The organism is Symbiobacterium thermophilum IAM 14863, from assembly GCF_000009905.1.
Taxonomy (GTDB): Bacteria; Bacillota; Sulfobacillia; order Symbiobacteriales; family Symbiobacteriaceae; genus Symbiobacterium; species Symbiobacterium thermophilum.
The window spans coordinates 1333296-1353941 of sequence record NC_006177.1; the positions used below are offsets into that span (position 1 = coordinate 1333296).

Annotated in this window: 14 protein-coding genes; 13 read left to right on the plus strand and 1 reads right to left on the minus strand. The window is 69.3% G+C overall.

The features are described from left to right. The first annotated feature begins 88 nt into the window (after positions 1 to 88). Complete coding sequence (gene carA / locus STH_RS06135; RefSeq protein ID WP_043713603.1) at positions 89 to 1198, plus strand: glutamine-hydrolyzing carbamoyl-phosphate synthase small subunit; 1110 nt, start codon at positions 89 to 91, stop codon at positions 1196 to 1198. Positions 1199 to 1244: 46 nt separating this feature from the next. Further along, on the plus strand, positions 1245 to 4499 hold the full coding sequence (carB, locus tag STH_RS06140) for a carbamoyl-phosphate synthase large subunit (protein ID WP_011195335.1): 3255 nt from the start codon (positions 1245 to 1247) through the stop codon (positions 4497 to 4499). A 263-nt stretch (positions 4500 to 4762) separates the two neighbouring features. On the opposite strand, the gene STH_RS18350 is transcribed toward carB, so the two are convergent. Then, complete coding sequence (locus STH_RS18350) at positions 4763 to 5338, minus strand: hypothetical protein (RefSeq protein ID WP_148205502.1); 576 nt, start codon at positions 5336 to 5338, stop codon at positions 4763 to 4765. Between the two features lie 1058 nt (positions 5339 to 6396). On the opposite strand from STH_RS18350, the gene STH_RS06150 reads away from it, so the two are divergent. From STH_RS06150 to STH_RS06200, 11 genes are all read left to right on the plus strand, one after another. Continuing rightward, on the plus strand, positions 6397 to 8520 hold the full coding sequence (locus STH_RS06150; protein ID WP_011195336.1) for a penicillin-binding protein: 2124 nt from the start codon (positions 6397 to 6399) through the stop codon (positions 8518 to 8520). 101 nt (positions 8521 to 8621) lie between these two features. After that, entirely contained in the window at positions 8622 to 10115 is a 1494-nt protein-coding gene (locus tag STH_RS06155; RefSeq protein WP_011195337.1) for a UDP-N-acetylmuramoyl-L-alanyl-D-glutamate--2,6-diaminopimelate ligase, read from the plus strand. Continuing rightward, on the plus strand, positions 10112 to 11677 hold the full coding sequence (locus tag STH_RS06160) for a UDP-N-acetylmuramoyl-tripeptide--D-alanyl-D-alanine ligase (protein WP_011195338.1): 1566 nt from the start codon (positions 10112 to 10114) through the stop codon (positions 11675 to 11677). The genes STH_RS06155 and STH_RS06160 overlap by 4 nt, the downstream gene beginning before the upstream one ends. Before the next feature lie 45 nt (positions 11678 to 11722). Further along, on the plus strand, positions 11723 to 12727 hold the full coding sequence (gene mraY, locus STH_RS06165) for a phospho-N-acetylmuramoyl-pentapeptide-transferase (protein WP_011195339.1): 1005 nt from the start codon (positions 11723 to 11725) through the stop codon (positions 12725 to 12727). A 51-nt stretch (positions 12728 to 12778) separates the two neighbouring features. Next, positions 12779 to 13879 carry a putative lipid II flippase FtsW gene (gene ftsW / locus STH_RS06170; RefSeq protein ID WP_011195340.1) on the plus strand — a complete coding sequence of 367 codons (1101 nt, stop codon included), beginning with the start codon at positions 12779 to 12781 and terminating at the stop codon, positions 13877 to 13879. 49 nt (positions 13880 to 13928) lie between these two features. Beyond that, the gene (gene murG / locus STH_RS06175) at positions 13929 to 15053 is read left to right on the plus strand and encodes an undecaprenyldiphospho-muramoylpentapeptide beta-N-acetylglucosaminyltransferase (RefSeq protein WP_011195341.1); all 1125 of its coding nucleotides are present in this window, start codon (positions 13929 to 13931) and stop codon (positions 15051 to 15053) included. A 23-nt stretch (positions 15054 to 15076) separates the two neighbouring features. After that, positions 15077 to 15994, plus strand: a complete 918-nt coding sequence (murB, locus tag STH_RS06180; protein WP_043713610.1) for a UDP-N-acetylmuramate dehydrogenase — start codon at positions 15077 to 15079, stop codon at positions 15992 to 15994. Continuing rightward, the gene (gene murA, locus STH_RS06185) at positions 15994 to 17319 is read left to right on the plus strand and encodes a UDP-N-acetylglucosamine 1-carboxyvinyltransferase (RefSeq protein ID WP_011195343.1); all 1326 of its coding nucleotides are present in this window, start codon (positions 15994 to 15996) and stop codon (positions 17317 to 17319) included. Before murB ends, murA begins: the two co-directional genes overlap by 1 nt. A gap of 155 nt (positions 17320 to 17474) precedes the next feature. Continuing rightward, positions 17475 to 18716, plus strand: a complete 1242-nt coding sequence (fmdA, locus tag STH_RS06190) for a formamidase (protein WP_011195344.1) — start codon at positions 17475 to 17477, stop codon at positions 18714 to 18716. A 169-nt stretch (positions 18717 to 18885) separates the two neighbouring features. Continuing rightward, the gene (locus STH_RS17045) at positions 18886 to 19764 is read left to right on the plus strand and encodes a diacylglycerol/lipid kinase family protein (protein WP_011195345.1); all 879 of its coding nucleotides are present in this window, start codon (positions 18886 to 18888) and stop codon (positions 19762 to 19764) included. Between the two features lie 95 nt (positions 19765 to 19859). Continuing rightward, entirely contained in the window at positions 19860 to 20639 is a 780-nt protein-coding gene (locus STH_RS06200) for a cell division protein FtsQ/DivIB (RefSeq protein WP_043713612.1), read from the plus strand. The last annotated feature ends 7 nt before the right edge of the window (positions 20640 to 20646 follow it).

The window sequence follows — 20646 nt, forward strand, 5'->3', positions numbered from 1 at the left end:
GGGGGTATAATGCCGACGGACAAAGGTCCCCGACCGCGGATTAAGCGGGTGCCGCGACGCCCGCATCTGTGAGGAGGGTGCTGTTATAATGAAAGGCTATCTGGTGTTGGAGGACGGGACGCTCTTCGCGGGCGCGGGCTTCGGCGCGCCGGCCGTGCAGGCCGGCGAGGTGGTGTTCAACACGGGCATGACCGGCTACCAGGAGGTCGTGACCGACCCGTCTTATTACGGCCAGATCGTCGTGATGACCTACCCCCTGATCGGCAACTACGGCGTCACCGCCGCGGACGGCGAGTCCCGGCAGCCGTGGATCAGGGGTCTTGTTGTGAAAGAGCTCTGCGACCGGCCGAGCCACTGGCAGGCCGTCGGGAGCCTTTCTGACTATCTGGCGGGCTGCGGGGTGCCGATCCTGGCCGGTCTCGACACCCGGGCGCTCACGCGCCACCTGCGCAGCCACGGGACCATGCGCGGGGTCATCGCCACGCTCCCCGAAGGCGCGGAGCCCGGTCCGGCCCAGGTGGCGGCCTGGGTGGAGACGGCCCGGGCGTTCCGGCTGGAGGGCGCGGTGCGCTCCGTCGCGACCGCGGCGCCCTACCGCATCCCCGGGCCAGGCCCGCGGGTGGTCGCCGTGGACTTCGGCGCCAAGGAGAACATCCTGCGGGAACTGACGGCGCGCGGCTGCGACGTGACGGTGGTGCCCGCCACGGCGTCCGCGGAGGAGGTCCTGTCCCTGCGGCCGGAGGGCGTGGTGCTCACCAACGGTCCGGGCGCTCCCACCGACGTGCCCGAGGCGGTGGAGATGGTGCGCGGCCTGCTGTCGCAAGGCGACCTGCCGATCTTCGGCATCTGCCTCGGCCACCAGATCGCCGCCCTGGCCCTGGGGGCCACCACCTACAAGCTCCCCTACGGCCACCGAGGGGCCAACCACCCTGTGAAGGAGCTGGCCACGGGCCGGATCCACATCACCAGCCAGAACCACGGCTACGCGGTGGCGGCGGAGAGCCTGCCGCCCGAGGTGGAGGTGACCCACGTCTCGCTCCACGACGGCACCGTGGAGGGGCTCGCCCACCGGCGCCTTCCGCTCTTCACCGTGCAGTACCACCCGGAGGCCTGCCCCGGTCCCCGGGAGAACCGCTACCTGTTCGACCGCTTCCTGGCCCTGGTGGACCGGAGCGCGGTCTCGACCCGGACGGCGTGAGGAGATGAAGGGGTTCGGCGAGGCCCCATCCCAAGGAGGAAGCAGCATGCCCAGACGCCAGGACGTGGAAAAGGTTCTCGTGATCGGATCGGGGCCCATCGTCATCGGCCAGGCGGCGGAGTTCGACTACGCCGGCACCCAGGCCTGCCAGGCCCTGCGGGAGGAGGGGCTCCGGGTCGTCCTGATCAACTCCAACCCGGCCACCATCATGACCGACCGGCATGTGGCGGACCGGGTGTACATCGAGCCCATCACCCCCGAGTTCGTGGAGCGGGTGATCGCCCGGGAGCGGCCCCAGGGGCTGCTGCCCACCCTCGGCGGGCAGGTGGGCCTCAACATGGCCATGCAGCTGGAGGAGGCCGGGGTCCTCGCCCGGTACGGGGTGCGGCTCCTGGGGACCCCGCTGACGGCCATCCGGCGGGCCGAGGACCGGGCCGAGTTCCGGGCCCTGATGAAGGAGATCGGCGAGCCCGTTCCCGAATCCGCCATCGTCACCACCCCCGAGGAGGCGCTGGCCTTCGGCGAGGAGGTGGGCTACCCGCTGATCGTGCGGCCGGCCTACACCCTGGGCGGCACCGGCGGCGGCATCGCCCATGACCGGGAGGAGATGCGGGACATCGTCACCAGGGGGCTGAAGCTCTCCCCGGTCACCCAGTGTTTGGTGGAGCGCTCGCTGCTGGGGTGGAAGGAGATCGAGTACGAGGTGATGCGCGACGGCGCCGGCAACGCCATCACCATCTGCAGCATGGAGAACATCGACCCCGTCGGCGTGCACACCGGCGACTCCATCGTGGTCGCCCCGTCGCAGACGCTCACCGACCGGGAGCACCAGATACTCCGCTCGGCGGCGCTGAAGATCATCGACGCCCTGGGCATCGAGGGCGGGTGCAACGTCCAGTTCGCCCTGAACCCCCACGCCCGGGAGTACATGGTGATCGAGGTGAATCCCCGGGTCAGCCGCTCCTCCGCGCTGGCCTCCAAGGCCACCGGCTACCCCATCGCGAAGGTGGCGGCCAAGATCGCGGTCGGCCTCCGGCTGGACGAGATCCGCAACCCGGTGACGGGCACCACCTACGCCGCCTTCGAGCCAGCCCTGGACTACTGCGTGATCAAGATCCCCCGGTTCCCCTTCGACAAGTTCACCACCGCGGACCGCACCCTGGGCACGCAGATGAAGGCCACCGGCGAGGTGATGGCCATCGACCGCACCTTCCCCGGGGCGCTGCTGAAGGCGGTGCGGTCGCTGGAGACCGGCCGGGACGGGCTCTTCCATCCGGCGGTGCAGGCGCTGGACGACCAGGCGCTGCGGGAGAGGCTCCGCACCCCCAACGACGAGCGGCTCTGGGCGGTGGCGGAGGCGCTCCGCCGCGGGGTGACCGTCCCGGAGATCCACGCCCTCTCGGCCATCGACCCGTTCTTCCTGGACGGGATCGCGGCGATCGTGGCCATGGAGCGGGAGCTGGCCGATGGGCCGCTGACCGCCGAGCGGATGCGCCGGGCGAAACAGCTGGGCTTTTCCGACGCGGCCATCGGCCGCATCGTCGGGATGGACCCGCTGGCGGTGCGCCGGCTGCGCCTGGAGATGGGCGTGCGGCCGGTGTTCAAGATGGTGGACTCCTGCGCCGGGGAGTTCCCGGCGGCCACGCCGTACTACTACAGCTGCTACGATGAGGAGAACGAGGCGGTCTCCCCGCCCGGCCGCAAGGCGGTGGTGCTGGGCTCCGGGCCGATCCGCATCGGCCAGGGCATCGAGTTCGACTACTCGGCGGTGCACGCGGCCTGGGAGCTGAAGGCCGAGGGGATCCAGTCCATCGTCATCAACAACAACCCCGAGACCGTCTCCACCGACTTCGACACCTCCGACCGGCTCTACTTCGAGCCGCTCACCCTGGAGGACGTGCTGAACGTGGTGGAGCAGGAGGGCGACATCGAGGGGGTCATCTGCCAGTTTGGCGGGCAGACGGCCATCAACCTGGCGGTGCCGCTCAGCCGGGCTGGCGTCCGGGTGCTGGGCACCGACATCGACCAGATGGACCGGGCCGAGGACCGGCGGCGGTTCGACCAGTTGCTCAGCGACCTGTCCATCCCGCGGCCGCCGGGCGGCACCGCGACCTCCGTGGAGGAGGCGGTGGCGGTGGCCCGCCGCATCGGATACCCGGTGCTGGTGCGCCCCTCGTTCGTGCTGGGCGGTCGGGCGATGGAGATCGTCCACGACGAGGCGGAGCTCCGGGCGTATATGCGGGAGGCGATCGCGGTCTCCTCCGACCGGCCGGTGCTGGTGGACCGCTACTTCCTGGGCAAGGAGGTGGAGGTGGACTGCGTTTCCGACGGCGAGCAGGTGATCATCGCCGGCATCATGGAGCACCTGGAGCGGGCCGGCGTCCACTCCGGCGACTCCATCGCCGTCTACCCCACCGTCACCCTCACCCACCGGCAGCGGGAGACCATCGTCGCCTACTCCACCCGGCTGGCCCTGGCCCTGCAGGTCAAGGGGCTGGTCAACATCCAGTACGTAATCCACGGCGGCGAGATCTACGTCATCGAGGTCAACCCCCGCTCCAGCCGCACCGTGCCCTTCCTCACCAAGGTGACCGGGCTGGAGCTGGCCAAGGTGGCCACGCAGGTGATCGCCGGCCACACCCTGGCGGAGCTGGGCTACGACCCGGACCGGTCGGGCGCGGCGCTGGTGTTCCGGACGCCGGCGGGCGCGGGCTGGCTCTGGCCGGAACCGGCGGAGCGGGTGGCGGTGAAGGCGCCGGTCTTCTCGTGGCAGAAGCTGACCCAGGTGGATACGGCGCTCTCGCCGGAGATGAAGTCCACCGGCGAGGTGCTCGGGGTCGACGCCGACCTGCCCCGGGCGCTGTACAAGGCGCTCCTGGCCTCGGGCGTCCGGGTGCCCCACCGGGGGACGGTGCTCTTCACCGTGGCGGACCGGGACAAGGCCGAGGCGATGGGCCTCGCCCGCCAGTTCAGCGACCTGGGCTACCGCATCGTCGCCACCACCGGGACCGCCCGGGCGCTTCAGGCCTGCGCGATCCCGGCGGAGCGGGTGAACAAGGTCTCGGAGGGCGCGCCCGCCATCCCCGACCTGATCCGGGCGGGGAAGATCGACCTGGTGATCAACACCCTCACCCGCGGGCGGGACGCGCACCGGGACGGATTCATCATCCGGCGGACGGCGGTGGAGCACGGCGTGCCGACGCTGACCTCGCTGGACACCGCCCGGGCGGTGCTGACGGTGCTGTCGTCCCTGCGGGAGGGCGAGGAGGTCGGCATCTCGGCGGTGCAGGATTGGGTGTAGGCGCGGGCGGCGTTTCAGTGGTGTGGTCAGGAGACCGTGGCCGGGTGCGCATGAGACCCCGGCCACGGTCTCCTTTTCGCGACGGTCTTTGCCACCGTGGCACCAAAACAGAGAGCCCTGCATCCCTGCAGGGCTCTGCACGGTTGGAAAATCACCCTGTGCCATAATCTTGCAGCACGTGACCGACCTTATCCCGCAGTATTTGGGGACACTCGGGCCGAGGCAACTGTCCTGAGACCGAGAGATGCTTGGAATAGGCCGGACTAAGGGAAATCTATGGGGCCGACATCCTCGATGACCTCTACTTCCCACAAGTCCGCTGGGAACGTAAACAGCACGTCGCCACCATCCCAGAGCACCCGCACCGTGGAGTCGCCGTTGAATGCTGCGATGATCTCATCCCGACGGGAAAAATCATTAAATTCAAAATACGTCAGGAGAGCCATTTTCGGCTGTTCCGGCGTCAAGTCAACGTCCCACATTCCAGGGTCGAGGTTGGTTCCCATGAGGGCCCGCGGGGTATACCTAAACACTTCTTGCGGCAGCCACACCGCTGCGTGTACATTCTCCAGCGTTTCTGAAGCGTGGGAAGTGATAACGACTTTAACCGCAGCAAGTCCGGTGTTGGGAACTGCGGGATGCTGAAGGACCCGCAATATGGGTTCTACGGAGAAGTTCACCTCATCCAGGTGCCTTGGCTCCAGATTCGGCGGAACATCGGAGGGAATCAGCTGAACCTCGGTGGGTGTAGTCACCTGGGGAGTGTTGCAACCGATCAAGAACATGCCGGCAGAGATGACGAGCGCAACAAGTGAGTGTCGCATGTTGATTCTGCTCATGAACCGGTTTCTACGGTTCATAGGGAACACATTCCCAATATCTTTCTTGCATCACTACTCTATGTGCTTGGTAGGCGTGCCGGGTCCACCCCAAGATCCATGCATCGTCAAACAGGTGGCAGGCATCGTCATTCCGAACGAACTCTCCCACACCCCCGTTGTACCACAACGCGTGCGCCACCCCATTTACATCGTAGAAAGCCATCCAGGCCAGAGCCTCGGTCTTGCGACGTTCTGTGCGTACTCCGACCCACCATGAGCCGTTCTTGTAGTACTCACCGTTTCGGAGATAGTACGAGTAACTTACATAGGACTTTGCCGTTGCCGGGTCAGGATCACTCGGAATCAAACTGTATATGAACGCGATGTTACTGACTTACAACACCTACGGTCTTCCAATATGAGCCGAGAATCTTCAGCACAAAACTCCTGAGGACCGACAAAGCATGCTCTGATTTCGACGATTGCTCGATGAGGCCAGATCCCTGGTAGAAGTATAGGCCTGTCACTCGGACGTCACCTTCGGCAGCCTGAATCGCGACATCCCCCTGACGTCTTACCTGTACTGGACCGTTCCGACCTTGCTCGAACAGTTCTTTCCACTGAAGTTCGTACCGTTCTTGTTCTTCTGCCTCTGTAGAAAATAGGTATCCAGGTGGCGGGCTGGATGGGGCCTCGAGCCGGGTGACTTGATGGGCTACTGCAATCGTAGAGCCCAAGGGTAGCAGTAATAGTACAACACTACAAGTCGCCACGGCCCGACGTAAGCGCCTCACGACAAGACCCTCCCTTGCAGATTCGCAGTTGCCGGAAGGGACAGAATATCAAATACAATTTTACACGCGCCGTGACGTTTGAGTCAACCCAGAAGGGCTATTTCGATGGTCGGTCCAGGAATGCGACGCAACCGCCCTCGTAGCACTGCCACCTCTCCGGGTCCCGTTTGCATAGCGGAAGACGAGCCCCTGGCGGCAAGGTACGTGGTTCTCCTTCTGCGCGGACAACCCGCCGCATAGACTCCTCTGAGGCCAACCCTGGCCCGGGGAGGAGCTGGAGCCATGAGCACAGGCGTGCTGCAGCGGCGGCGCACGGTGGCCCTGATCGGCATCTTCGCCCTGGTCTTCACAGCGCTGACCGGCCGGATGATCTACCTGCAGATCGCCGCCGGCGACTTCTTCGCCGACAAGGCCTTCCGCTACCGCATGCGCCCGGTGCCCATCCAGGCCGACCGGGGGCAGATCCTCGACCGCAACGGCTACCCGCTCCTCACCAACCGGGTCTGCGAGTCGGTCTATGCCGAGCCGATCGTCATCCGGGACAAGGCCGCGGCGGCGCGGGCGCTCGCCCCGATCCTGAACATGCCGCCGGAGGAGCTGGAGCGGCGGATGAGCCGGCACACCTTCTTCGAGTGGCTGAAGCGCAAGGTGGACCCCGAGGTGGCGGCGCAGGTGAAGGCCCTGAACATCACCGGCATTGGCCTCGCCCCGGAGAAGTGCCGGTACTACCCCGAGGATGAGCTGGCGGTGCACGTTCTGGGCATCGCGAACCTGGATCACCAGGGAATCGAGGGGCTGGAGCTCACCTACAACGAGTACCTGAAGGGGCAGAACGGCCAGATCCAGTGCGAGTACACCGCCCGGGGGCTGCCGATGGAGGACGGCGAGTGCCACGTGATCTACGGCACGCCGGGGCACGACCTGGTCACCACCCTCGACGTGAACCTGCAGCGCATCATCGAGCGGGACGTGGAGCGGGCCGTGCTGGAGACCCGCGCGCAGCGGGCGGCCATCATCGTGATGGACGTGAAGACGGGCGAAATCCTGGCCCTGGCCCAGTGGCCCCGCTACGACCCCGAGCTGGGCGGCAACTCCGACCCGCAACTGCGGCGCATCTTCACCGTCACCGACGCGCTGAACCCCGGCTCCATCTTCAAGCCCATCACCGCCGCGGCCGCGCTGGACAGCGGCGTCATCGACCGGAACACGGTCTTCAACGACACCGGATGCATGACGGTAGAGGGCTGGACCATCTGCAACTGGGACCGGAAGGGCCTGGGCAGCGTGCGCATCGACGAGATCATGGCCAAGTCCTCCAACGTCGGCTTCGGTACCCTGGGCATGTGGCTGGGGGCCGACCGGTTCTACGAGTACCACTCCCGGTTCGGGCTGGACCGGCCCACCGGCATCGACCTGCCCGGTGAAGCCACGGGCCAGTACCGGCCAAAGAAGGACGCCACCGCCATCGACCTGGCGGTGCAGGCATACGGCCAGACCCTCACCGCCACGCCGATCCAGATGCTCACCGCCATCGCCGCGATCGCCAACGACGGCAAGCTGATGTGGCCCCATCTGGGCAAGGCCATCTACGACCATGAAGGCAATCTGGTGAAGGAGATTCAGCCCCGGGTGGTGCGGCAGGTGGTCGCCCCCGAGGTGGCCCGGTACGTGCAGGAGCTGATGGTCGGGGTGGTGGAGAACGGCACCGGCAAGAACGCCCGGGTGGCCGGCTATCAGGTGGGCGGCAAGACCGGCACCGCCAACAAGGTCATCGGCGGGCGGATCGCGCAGGGCAAGTACATCGCCTCTTTCGTGGGCTTCGCCCCCTACCCGGATCCCCAGGTCGCGGTGCTGATCTCCATCGACGAGCCGCAGGGCGCCTATTACGGCGGCCAGATCGCCGCGCCGATCTTCGGCGAGGTGATGGGCTCCGTCCTGGCCTACCTGGACGCGCCCAAGTCGTCGGCCCCGCTCGAGCGGAAGCGGGAGCCGTGGGAGCCCGAGCCGCCGAAGGAACCGGAGCCGGCCCTGGTGCCCCCGCTGATCAACCTGCCGGTGCCGGAGGCGGAAAAGGCCGCCCGGGAGGCGGGCTTTGCCATCACCTTCATCGGCGACGGCAGCTACGTGGTGAGCCAGTTCCCCCTGCCTGGCGCCACCGCCTACAAGGGAGGCGAGATCGTCGCCAACCTGACGCCGCCCCCGCCAGGATCCCGCCAGGTAACCGTGCCGGCGCTCTCCGGTCTTTCCCTGCACGAGGCCGCCCGCACCCTTGCCGAACGGGGCCTCCTGATGCAGGCCGAGGGGAGGGGGGCCGTGTACCGGCAGGACCCGCCCGCCGGGACGCGGGTGCCCTCCGGGACGCCTGTCAAAGTATTCCTGAAATTACCAGAAAGAAATGGTCGCTGATTTCGCAAGAAAGCGCCGAATTAAGGAGGTATCCCACCACTATTATGTGGAAATAATGGCAACAGAAGTGCAACCTCCGGTAAAGTGAGGCGGATCGCGCGATGCGGGTGAAGGATTGCCTGGTTGTGGGCCAACTGCTTCAGGGGGACCCGGCGGCAGAGATCACCGACGTCGTCTACGATTCGCGGCAGGTGACGCCCGGCGCCCTGTTTGTCGCCCTGCCCGGGCGGAACGTCGACGGCCACGACTTTGCTCCGGAGGCGGTGCAGCGGGGGGCGGCGGCCCTGGTGGTGGAGCGTCCCGTCGCGGCGCCTGCCCACGTGGCCGTCATCCGGACCGACTCGACCCGTGCCGCCCTGGGCCGGCTGGCCGCCGAGTTTTGGCGCCACCCTTCCCGCCGGATGCGGGTGGTCGGGGTGACAGGGACCAACGGCAAGACGACGACCACACACCTGGTCAAGGCCGTCCTGGAGCGGCAGGGCCACGTGGTCGGGCTCACCGGTACGGTGCACACGCTGATGCCCGGGGAGCGGCGGCCGGCAGGGCTGACGACCCCCGAAGCCTCGGACCTGCAGCGGCTTTTCCACCAGATGGCGGAGGCCGGCTGTACCTATGCGGTCATGGAAGCCTCCTCGCAGGGACTCGACATGAACCGTGTAGATGATGTAGAGTTTGACCTTGGGATATTCACGAACCTGACCCAGGATCACCTGGACTATCACGGCACCTTCGGCGCCTACCGGGAGGCCAAGGCGAAGCTCTTCCGCCTGCTGAGCCGCCCCGGTTACAAGCCCCGCAAGGCCGCCGTGCTCAATGCCGACGACCCGGCCAGCGAGTACTACCGCTCCGTCACCGAGGTGCCCGTCTACACCTACGGGTTCCGCCCCGATGCCATGGTCCGGGCCGCGGACGTGGAGCTGAGCCCAGCCGGCACCCGGCTCCGGCTCTGCACGCCGCAGGGGGAGGTGCCGGTCAGCCTGAGGCTCGTGGGCCGGTTCAACGTATACAACGCCCTGGCCGCTGCTGCGGCCGGCGTGGCCGAGGGCATCGCGCTCGACGTGATCCGCGACGCGCTGGAGGCCGAGGAGGGGGTGCCTGGCCGGCTGCAGCCGGTCCGGGCCGGCCAGCCCTTCGGGGTCTTCGTGGACTACGCCCACTCCCCGGACTCCCTGGAGAACGTGCTGCACACCGCCAGGGGCTTCACCCGGGGCCGGCTGATCGTCGTCTTCGGGTGCGGGGGCGACCGGGACCCCACCAAGCGACCCGTCATGGGGCGCATCGCCGGGTGCCTGGCGCACCACACCATCGTCACCTCCGACAACCCGAGGAGCGAGGACCCGGTCCGCATCGTCCAACAGATTGAGTCCGGCCTGGTGGACGGCCTTCTGCCCGGCCACACCTACGAGGTGGTCATCGACCGGGAAGAGGCGATCCGCCGGGCGGTGACCATGGCCGAGCCGGATGACGTCATCGTCATCGCCGGCAAGGGGCACGAGACGTACCAGATCTTCAAGGACCGCACCATTCCCTTCGACGACCGGGCGGTGGCCCGCTCGTTGATCGAGGCGCGCGTCGGAAAGGGCGGATCGAGTTGACACAGCTGTTTACCGCCGCCGAGATCGCGGCGCTCACCGGCGGCCGCCTGGCCGCCGGCGATCCCAACGCAGGGGTGAGCGGCATCGCCTGGGACAGCCGGCTGGTCCGGCCCGGCGACTGCTTCGTGGCCCTGGCGGGCGAACGGGCGGACGGGCACGACTTCGCGGCGCAGGCGGCCGCCCGGGGAGCGGCGTGCGTCCTGGCGGCCCGGCCGGTGCCGGCAGGGGATGCGGCCGTCGTCGTCTGTCCGGACCCGCTGCTGGGGCTGGGGCGGCTGGGGCTGGCCCTGCGCAGCCGCCATCCGCACCTGCGGGTCGTGGGCATCACCGGATCGGTGGGCAAGACCACCACCAAGGAGATGACCGCGGCGGTCCTGGCTGAGCGGTTCCGGGTCTTCCGGACCGAAGGAAACCTGAATTCGGAGGTGGGGCTGCCGGCGTCGCTCGCCGGCCTCACCGACGAGCACGAGGCGGCGGTGCTGGAGATGGGCATGCGCGCCCCGGGCGAGATCGCCTATCTGGCCTCCATCGCGCGGCCGCAGGTGGGGGTGGTCACCAACGTGGGCATCACCCACCTGGAGCTCCTGGGCACGCAGGAGAACATCGCGCTGGCCAAGTCCGAACTGGTGCGGGCCTTGCCGCCGGACGGCGTCGCGGTGCTGAACGCGGACGACCCCCGGGTGCGGGCCATGGCGGCGGCCACGCCCGCCCGGGTGTGGTTCTACGGACTCACGGCGCGGGAGGCGGCCGACGATGCGGCGGCTGCGCCGGTGGCGACGGGAACGGCCGGCGAGGCAGGCACGCCGGGGGGCCGCGTGGTCGGATGGGTGACGGCAGAGAACGCCCGGCCCGACGGCCCCATGGCCCAGCGGTTCCGGCTGGTCTGCCACCTGGGTGAGGCGGACGTCCGCCTGCCCGCGCCGGGGCCCCACAACCTGCTCAACGCCCTGGCCGCGGCAGCCGTGGGGCTGTCCCAGGGCCTGGACCTGGAGGCGGTGGCCCGGGGGCTCTCCCTGTTCCGGAACGCCGGGAACCGGCTGCGGCTGGTGGAGGCCGGCGGCGTCCGCATCCTGGACGACACGTACAACGCCGCTCCGGCTTCCGTCATCGCCGCACTGGAGGTCATGCGGGGCTTCGCCGGCCCGGAGGGCCGCTGCGTCGCCGTGCTGGGCGATATGTACGAGCTGGGCGCCCTGGAGGTGGAAGGGCACCGGCAGGTGGGGATGGTGGCCGCCCGGCTGACCGACGAACTGGTGGCCGTGGGGCAGCTTGGCCGCCACATCGCCGAGGGCGCCCGGGCGGCGCTGGCCGGCGCGGGCGGCGGTTCGGCCGGGGCGGGCTTCCGGGGCGGGGAAGGGCCGCCGGAGGGGCAGGGGCCCGTCGCCGGCGGGGGGACCCGGCTCCGGGAGGTGCACCACGTGCCCGACAACGCCGGGGCGATCGCCTGGCTGAAGGAGCGGCTGCGCCCCGGGGATACGGTGCTGGTGAAGGGCTCCCGCGGCATGAAAATGGAAGAGATCGTTCAGGCGCTCGCAGCACACCTGGACCGGCCTCAGCCGTAGACCCCGGAGCGTTTGCTGCAGAACACGAGGAAAGGGCTCGATCGTATGGAACAGACCACGCTGCTCCGCCTGGCCGGCGCCGGCCTTACGGCCCTCGCAGGGGCCCTCGCGCTGGGCCCGGTGGTCATCCCGCTGATGCGGCGGCTGCGGGCCGGGCAGACGATCCGGGCGGAGATGTCAGCCCGCCACCAGGCCAAGGCGGGGACGCCCACCATGGGCGGCGTCATCTTCATCATCCCCGCCATCCTGGCGACGCTGATCTTCGCCCCCCGGTCGGGCGATGCGCTCCCCCGGCTGATCATCGCCCTGGTGCTCACGGTCGGCCACGGTCTGGTGGGCTTCGCCGACGATTACATCAAGGTCGTGCTGAAGCGGTCGCTGGGGCTCCGGGCCCGCGACAAGCTGCTGGCCCAGGTGGGCCTGGCGGCCGTGCTGGGGTACGGGGCGGTGGAGGTGCTCGGGCTGGGCACCGCCGTGACGCTTCCCGTGCTGAACCTCACCCTCGAGCTGGGCAGGCCGCTCTACTACCTGCTCGTGCTCATCATGGTCTGGGGCACCGCCAGCGCCGTCAACTTCGCCGACGGGCTCGACGGCCTGCTGGGCGGCCTCAGCGTCATCACCTTCAGCTTCTACGGGCTGGTCGTCGCCCTGGCCCTGGGCCAGACCGACATGGCCGTGCTGGGCACGGCCCTGGTGGGCGGGGTCCTGGGCTTCCTGCACTACAACAGGCATCCCGCCCGGATCTTCATGGGCGACGTCGGTTCCTTCGCCCTCGGCGGCGCGCTTGCGGCGCTGGCGGTGCTCACCAAGACCGAGTTCCTGCTGGTGATCGTGGGCGCCGTCTACGTGATCGAGGTGATCTCCGTCATTCTGCAGGTGCTCTCCTTCCGGCTGACGGGCCGGCGCATCTTCAAGATGGCGCCGCTGCACCACCACTTCGAGCTGCTGGGCTGGTCGGAGGGCCAGGTGCTCCGCCTCTTCTGGGGCGCAGGGCTGCTGTTCACGCTCCTGGGCTGGCTCGTCCTGCCGGGTATGCTCGCGGGGCGGTAGGCGGGCCCAAGGCCCCTCCGCCGCAGGCACATAGTGAGGGGGTCGGCTCTCGTGCACGCACAGCGCAGGAGTCCGGACTACACCCTCATGGCAGTGGTTGCGCTTTTACTCGGCATCGGAATTGTCATGGTGTACACGTCGAGTACCGCCATCGCGGAGGCGGACTTCGGCAACCGGTACTACTTCCTGGTGCGCCAGGCGATCTGGGTGGGGATCGGCCTCGGCGCCATGGCGTTCTTCGCCGGGGTGAACCCGTGGTACTGGCAGAAGCACAGCCGCACGGCGCTGCTCGTGGCCGTCGTGCTGCTCTTGCTGGTGCTCATCCCCGGCATTGGCATCTCCCGGCTTGGCGCCCGCCGCTGGCTGGGCTACGGACAGCTGGCCTTCCAGCCGTCCGAGGTGGCCAAATTCGCTTACATCATGTGGCTCTCCACCTACCTGGCCCGCTACGCCCGGGACGTGACCGACTTCGTCCGGGGCCTTCTGCCCCCGGTGATGGTGATGGGCCTGCTCTTCGGGCTGATCATGCTGCAGCCCGATCTGGGCACCTCGCTCACCCTGGCCGGCACCGGCGTCCTGATGCTGTTCGCAGCCGGCGCCCGCCTCACCCACCTGGCGGGGCTGGGGGTCCTCGGGGCGGCGGGGGTCTTCGTCCTGGCGCGCATCGACGAGGAGCGCTGGAGCCGGATTACCACCTTCCTCAACCCCTGGGCCGATCCCACCGACTCCGGCTACCAGATCATCCAGGCGCTCCTGGCCTTCGGCTCGGGCGGGCTGTTCGGCGTGGGCCTCGGGGAGAGCCGGCAGAAGTACTTCTACCTGCCCGAGCGGCACACCGACATGATCTACGCCGTGCTGGGGGAGGAGCTGGGCTTCATCGGCGCCGCACTGGTGCTGCTGCTCTTCTTCGCCTTCGCCTGGAGGGGCTACCGCATCGCCATCCAGGCGCCCGACCGTTTCAGCAGCCTGATGGCGGCGGGGGTGACCTCGCTGATCACGCTTCAGGCGGCGCTGAACATCGCCGTGGTCACCGCATCCATCCCGTCCACGGGCATCCCGCTGCCGTTCCTGAGCTACGGCGGCACCTCGCTGGTCATCACCCTCTCCGGCGTGGGAATCCTGCTCGGGATCTCCCGTTTCTGCCGGAACTAGGCGGCGGGGTTCCGCGCGACGCGGCAACGCACCTGAAGGAGGTCCTTCCATGCGATACCTGATCACCGGTGGCGGCACCGGCGGCCACATCTACCCGGCGCTGTCCATCGCCCGCGCCCTGACCGAGCAGGACCCGGAGGCCGAGCTGCTCTACGTGGGCACCCGCACCGGGCGGGAGGCGGCCATCGTGCCGCAGGCCGGCATCGCCTTCGCCGTCATCTCCAGCGGCGGGGTGGTCAACCTCGGCCTCCTCCAGCGGGTGCGGGGCGGCCTGCGGGCCGCCCGGGGGCTGCTGGAGGCCCTGGGCCACATCCGGCGCTTCCGGCCGGACATCGTCATCGGCACCGGGGGGTTCGTCGCCGGCCCGGTGCTGGCGGCCGCCCGTCTCGCCCGGGTGCCGCTGGTCATCCAGGAGCAGAACGCCTTCCCCGGCGTCACCAACCGCCTGGCCGCCCGGTGGGCCACGGCGGTCTTTGTGCCGTATGAAGAGGCCCGGGCGCATTTCCCGCCGGGTGTGCGCCTGATCCGCGCCGGCAACCCCGTCCGGCCGGAGATCGCCTCCGCTTCCCGGGAGGCCGGCCGGCAGGCCCTCGGCCTGTCGGAGCGGGACCGGGTGCTGGTGATCATGGGCGGCAGCGGCGGCGCACGGGACTTCAACCGGGTGGCCGCCGAGGCCGTCCTGCAGTTGGACGTGCCCGGACTCCGGGTGGTGCACATCACGGGAGAGCGGTACTTCGGCCAGGTGAAGGCGCAGTACGGGGACAGGGCCCCGCACGTCACCCTGCTGCCGTACGCGCACAACATGCCCGAGGTCTATGCCGCCGCGGACGCGGGGCTCTTCCGGGCGGGTGCCCTGACCCTGGCGGAAATCCAGGTGCGGCGGCTGCCCAGCGTGCTCATCCCCAGCCCCAACGTCACCCACAACCACCAGGAGTGGAACGCCCGGACCCTGGAGCGGCGGGGCGCGGCGATCGTGCTGCGGGAGGGGGGGCTGACGCCCGCGGACCTTGCCGCCGCCCTGACCCGCCTGCTGACCGACGAGGCCCTGGCCGACCGCATGCGGGCCGCCCTGGGCGAGGTGGCCGACCCGGACGCGGCGCGGACCATCGCCCGGCGCATCGTCGGCATCGCGCGCCAGAGCCGTGAGGCCCGGGAGGCGCGGCGGGGCCGGTGAAGGAGGGGTCCCCCGTGTCACCCATGGCGGAACGGTTGCGTAGCATAATCCGCGACCCGGGCCGCATCCGTCGGGCCGAACCCCTGAAGCGCCACACCTCCGTTCGCATAGGCGGGCCGGCCGACTATCTGGTGGAGGTGGCCGACCGCCACGAGCTTTCCCGCCTGCTGCGCCTGGCAGGCGAGGAGGCCCTGCCTGTCTACATCCTCGGCAGCGGCAGCAACCTGGTGGTCTCCGACGAGGGGGTCCGCGGGCTCGTGCTCCGGCTCACCGGCGAGTTCGCCCGGATCGCCGTCGACGGCAGCACGGTCCGCGTCGGGGGCGGTTGCAGCCTGCCGAAGCTGGCCCACCAGGCCTCCCGGCGAGGCCTGGGCGGCCTGGAGTTCGCCTGTGCCATCCCCGGTACCGTCGGGGCCGGGCTGGTGATGAACGCCGGCGCGCACGGCGGCGACATGGCACAGGTGGTTGCGGAGGCGACCGTGATCTGGGGCGATGGACGCATGGAGCGGCTGTGCCCCGGGGAGATCGGCTTCGCATACCGCAGTACCCGCCTTCAGGGGACCTCGGCCATCGTGGCCGAGGTGGTGATGGCCCTGCGTCCCGCCGACAGGGCGGCGCTGGAGGGCGCGATGCGGCAGCATCTGAACCGGCGCCGCGCCACCCAGCCCCTGCAGTACCCCAACGCGGGATCGGTGTTCAAGAACCCGCCCGGGGACTACGCCGGCCGGCTCATCGAGCAGGCCGGGCTGAAAGGGGAGCGGGTGGGCGACGCCCAGGTTTCCGAGAAGCACGCCAACTTCATCGTCAACCTGGGCCAGGCCACGGCGAGGGATGTGCTGACACTGATGGACCGGGTCCGCAGTACCGTTGAACGGCGGTTCGGAGTGCGGCTGGAGGCCGAGGTGAAGATCTGGGGACACAATCCCTGGTTCCCGCCCTGATGGACCGGCCTGCCGGCCTGCGGCTCCGGCCGCGGGAGGTCGCATGCATCGTGAAGCCAAATGAGCGCTACGTGGTCGCAGGGGGGTGCCGCCTGCAGGGCGAGGTGCCGGTCAGCGGAGCGAAGAACGCCGCCCTGCCGATCCTGGCGGCGGCGCTCCTGACGTCCGGCGAGTCGGTGATCCACAACGCGCCGATGATCCGCGACGTGGCGGTGATGATCGAGATCCTGCACAAGCTGGGGGCCCGGGTGGAGGAGGGGCCCGAGGGCGTCTCGGGACGCACCCTGCGCATTCGGGCGGACGGCCTGAACGGCCAGGAGGTGGGGGCGGACTTCACCCGGGAGATGCGCTCCTCCATCTTCCTGATGGGACCGCTCCTGGCCCGGGTCGGCAAGATCCGCATCTCCTATCCCGGCGGCTGTGCGATCGGCCCGAGGCCGATCGATTTTCATCTCCGCGGGCTGGAGGCCCTGGGCGCCCGCATCGAGGAGCGGTTCGGCTACATCGAGGCCAGCGTTCCCCGGCGGCTCCGGGGGACTGAGATCTACCTGGACTTCCCCTCCGTCGGCGCCACGGAGAACCTGATGATGGCGGCCGTGCTGGCGGAGGGCACCACGGTGATCCGCAACGCGGCACGGGAGCCGGAGATCGTGGACCTGCAGGCGTTCCTCAACAAGATGGGCGCGCGGGTGCGCGGGGCCGGGCTCGACGTGATCCGGATCGACGGCGTGAGCAAGCTGGGTTCGGTGGAACACACCGTGATTCCCGACCGCATCGAGGCCGCCACCTTCCTGGCGGCCGCGGCGATCACCGGCGGGGAGGTGACCGTGCAGGGGGTGATCCCCGAGCACGTGGACGCGGTGACCGCGAAGCTGCGGGAGATGGGCACCACCATCCGGGAGTACGGCACCGCGGTCACGGCGGTGGGGCCCCGGCGGCTGAAGGCGGCGGACGTCAAGACCCTGCCCTACCCGGGTTTCCCCACCGACATGCAGCCGCAGATGATGGCCCTGGCGGCCACCGCCGACGGCACCAGCATCATCACGGAGACCATTTTCGAGAACCGGTTCAAGGTCGCCGACGAGCTGCGCCGGATGGGCGCCAACATCAAGACCGAGGGACGGACCGCGGTGGTGCAGGGGGTGCCGTCCCTCTCGGGAGCGACGGTGGTCTGCCCGGCGCTGCGGGAGGGGATGGCACTGATTCTCGCCGGCCTCCGGGCGGAGGGCGAGACCACCATCGAGGACATCTACCACATCGACCGGGGCTACCAGCACCTGGAGCAAAAGCTGACCCGGCTGGGGGCGACGATCAGCCGGGTGTAGGAAACCGGGACCGGCGGCGGCCGGTCCCGGTTTCGCGGGTCTAAGCCTGTCCCCCGCCGCATAAGAGTTGACAGGCCCATGGGTTGGCCATCCCATGCCGACGCCGGCGGGCGCGCACCGGCGGCGGAAGACCATCAGCGAAGGAGGGCCAGGTTATGGGACGCCCGCTCATCGAGATCGACCCGACCAAGCCCATCTCGGAGTACTATGAGGTCATTCAGAACAGGTGGCACCCGGACATCCCGGCCGTCGCCAGCGTCCGGCCGGGCGAGGTCTTCACCGTGGAGTGCCCGGACTGGACCGGCGGCCAGGTGCGCAACGACGACACCGCCACCGACATCCGCGACATGGAGCTCTCGCCCAACCACCACCTGACCGGCCCCATCGAGGTGGCCGGCGCCGAACCTGGCGACCTGCTGGTCGTCGACATCCTGGACATCGGCCCCCACCCGAAGCAGAGCTGGGGCTACACCGGCATCTTCTGCAGGCACAACGGCGGCGGGTTCCTCACCGACCACTTTCCCCACGCCCACAAGGCCATCTGGGAGTTCGACGGCGTCTGGGCCCGATCCCGCCACGTGCCCGGTGTCCGCATCCCGTACCTGGCGCACCCCGGCATCCTCGGCACGGCCCCGTCGCATGACCTGCTGGCCCGGTGGAACGAGCGGGAACGCAAGCTCATCGCCCAGAACCCCGAACGGGTGCCGCCGCTCGCCCTGCCCCCCGAGCCCCGGAACGCAGTGCTGGGCGCGCTCCGCCCCGGGACGCCGGAGTACGAGCGGGTGGCCCGGGAGGCGGCCCGCACCATCCCGCCCCGGGAGAACGGCGGCAACCGGGACATCAAGAACCTCACCCGGGGCGCACGGGCGCTGCTGCCCGTGCACGTGAAGGGCGCCAAGCTCACGGTGGGCGACCTGCACTACAGCCAGGGCGACGGGGAGATCACGTTCTGCGGCGCCATCGAGATGCCGGGCTACATCACCATGTGCGTCGACCTCATCAAGGACGGCATGAACAAGTACAACCTGCACCACGCCATCTTCCAGCCGAGCCTGACCGAGCCGCGCTTCTCCAGCTACATCGTGTTCGAGGGCTATTCGGTGGACGAGGAGGGCCGGCAGTACTACCTGGACGCCCACGTCGCTTACCGGATGGCATGCCTGGAGGCGATCAACTACCTGAAGAGTTTCGGGTACACTGCCGAGGAGGCGTACATGATCCTGGGAACCGCGCCGATCGAGGGGCGCATCAGCTCCATCGTCGACATCCCCAACGCCTGCTGCACGCTCTGGCTGCCGACGGAGATCTTCGAGTTCGACATCCGCCCGCGCAAGGAGGGGCCTGTGCGGGTGGTCAGCGGCGGGAGGCTTCCCACGGCCCGATGGGAGGATCGGTGATCGGGTCGGCCCGGGGCGCGGGCCCTGCGATCTTCGCAGGGCCCGCGCCCCCTTTGTCGCGGCTGCGGCGCGCGCCGCCCCCGGGCGCCCGGGGGCCGGAGTCTGCAGGAAAATGCAGCGACCGGAGGGAACACTTACTGCGACCCGCGCAGCACGGAGGTGACGCCCCATGCCCCGCGTGTGCTTCATCGTCAACCCCATCGCCGGGCGCGGACAGGCCCTGGAGCGATGGAGACAGATCGAGCCGCTGGCCGCCCGGCTGGGCGAGTACGGCGTCAAGTTCACGGAACGCCCCGGACACGGCACCGACCTGGCCCGACTGGCCATTCAGGAGGGGTACGACCGGGTGGTCTCCATCGGAGGCGATGGCACGCTCAACGAGGTGGGCAACGGCCTGGTGGGCACGAATGCCGCCCTGGCCGTCATCCCCGCGGGCAGGGGCAACGACTGGGTGCGCACCGCGGGCGTCCCGACCGATGCGGCGGAGGGCTGCCGGCTGGCCTTTGGCGGCCGGGTCGCCCGGATGGACGTGGGGCTGGCCCACGGCTACCGGTACTTCTTCAACGCGGCCGGATTCGGTTTCGACGCGGAGGTCTGCGCGCGGGTCAACACCTACGGGCAGCGCTTCCCGAAGTTCAGCTACGTGCGGGGGGTGTTCGACACCCTGTTCCACTTCACCGGCGTGCCGGTGGATGTGGAGATCGACGGCGAGCGGCGCCGGCTGAACCGGGTGCTGCTCCTGGAGGTGGGCATCGGCCGCTACTTCGGCGGCGGGATGCAGGTCTTTCCGCAGGCCGACATCGCCGACGGCCTGTTCGAGATCGCATGGGGCGAAGACCTGGGCCGGCTGGAGCTGATCCGGCTGGTGTCCTTGATCTACAGCGGCCGCCACGTCGGCCACCCGAAGGTGCGAATGGCGCGGGGGCGGAAGCTTACGGCCGACTCGCCGGAGAAGGTGGTCATCCAGCTGGACGGCGAGGTGGTCGGCCACCTGCCGGTCACATTTGAGATCCTGCCGGGCGCGCTGAACGTCGTACTCCCTGGATGACGGCGTGACGGACACGGGAGAGGTCGGTGCCCGGCGGGGCTGGAGTATCATTGTCTCTGCGCATCTGCGGCGCTGCGAGAAGGGGCGGTGACGGGGTGACGACGAGCGCGGTGCCGATGAAGGGGAAGGGCTCGGCGCGGGCGCGCAGCCGGTGGGGCTTTGTGCTGGCCCTCGCGGTGCTGCTGGGCATCTGCCTGTTCGCCGCCTACCGCTCGGCCCTCTTCCGGCTGGAGCGGGTCCAGATCGGCGGAAATGAGCGGCTGAGCCAGGCCGAGGTGATGGCGATCGCCGGCGTCATGCCCGGCGACCTGAAGTGGGAGGTGACCGCCGAGCGCGTTCGGCAGCGGCTCCTGGCCGACCCCTGGGTGGAGTCGGCCGGCGTGACCTGGCGGGGCAACGCGCTGGTCATCACGGTGACGGAGCGGGAGCCGCTGGCCCTGCTCCAGTACCACGGCCGCTTCTACCTCGTGCTGGACGCCGAGGGGCGCGTCCTCGGCCAGCGGCTGCTGGAGGAAGGAGAACGGCTGCCGGTGGTGAGCGGGGTGACGGTGGAGCGCGCCCTGCGGGGGGACGTGCTGGACGACCTGGGCCTGAAGGACGCGCTCACCCTGCTCTGGTGGACGGGGGAGCCGCTGCTGGAGCAGTTGTCGGAAGTGCACGTGCGCGCGGACCGGTACCTGCGGCTCTACCTCACCGGCGGCACCACGGTGGAGGTCGGCGTGCTGCCGGACGATGCCGCGGCCCGGGAGGATCACATCCAGACCCAGCTCCGGGGCCTGTTGGATCAGCTGGACCGGGTGCCGGCGTCGGCCCGCGGCCGGTGCCAGATCGACCTGCGGGTCTACGGCAAGGTGCTGGCTCAGGGTTGCCAGTAATGCGGGG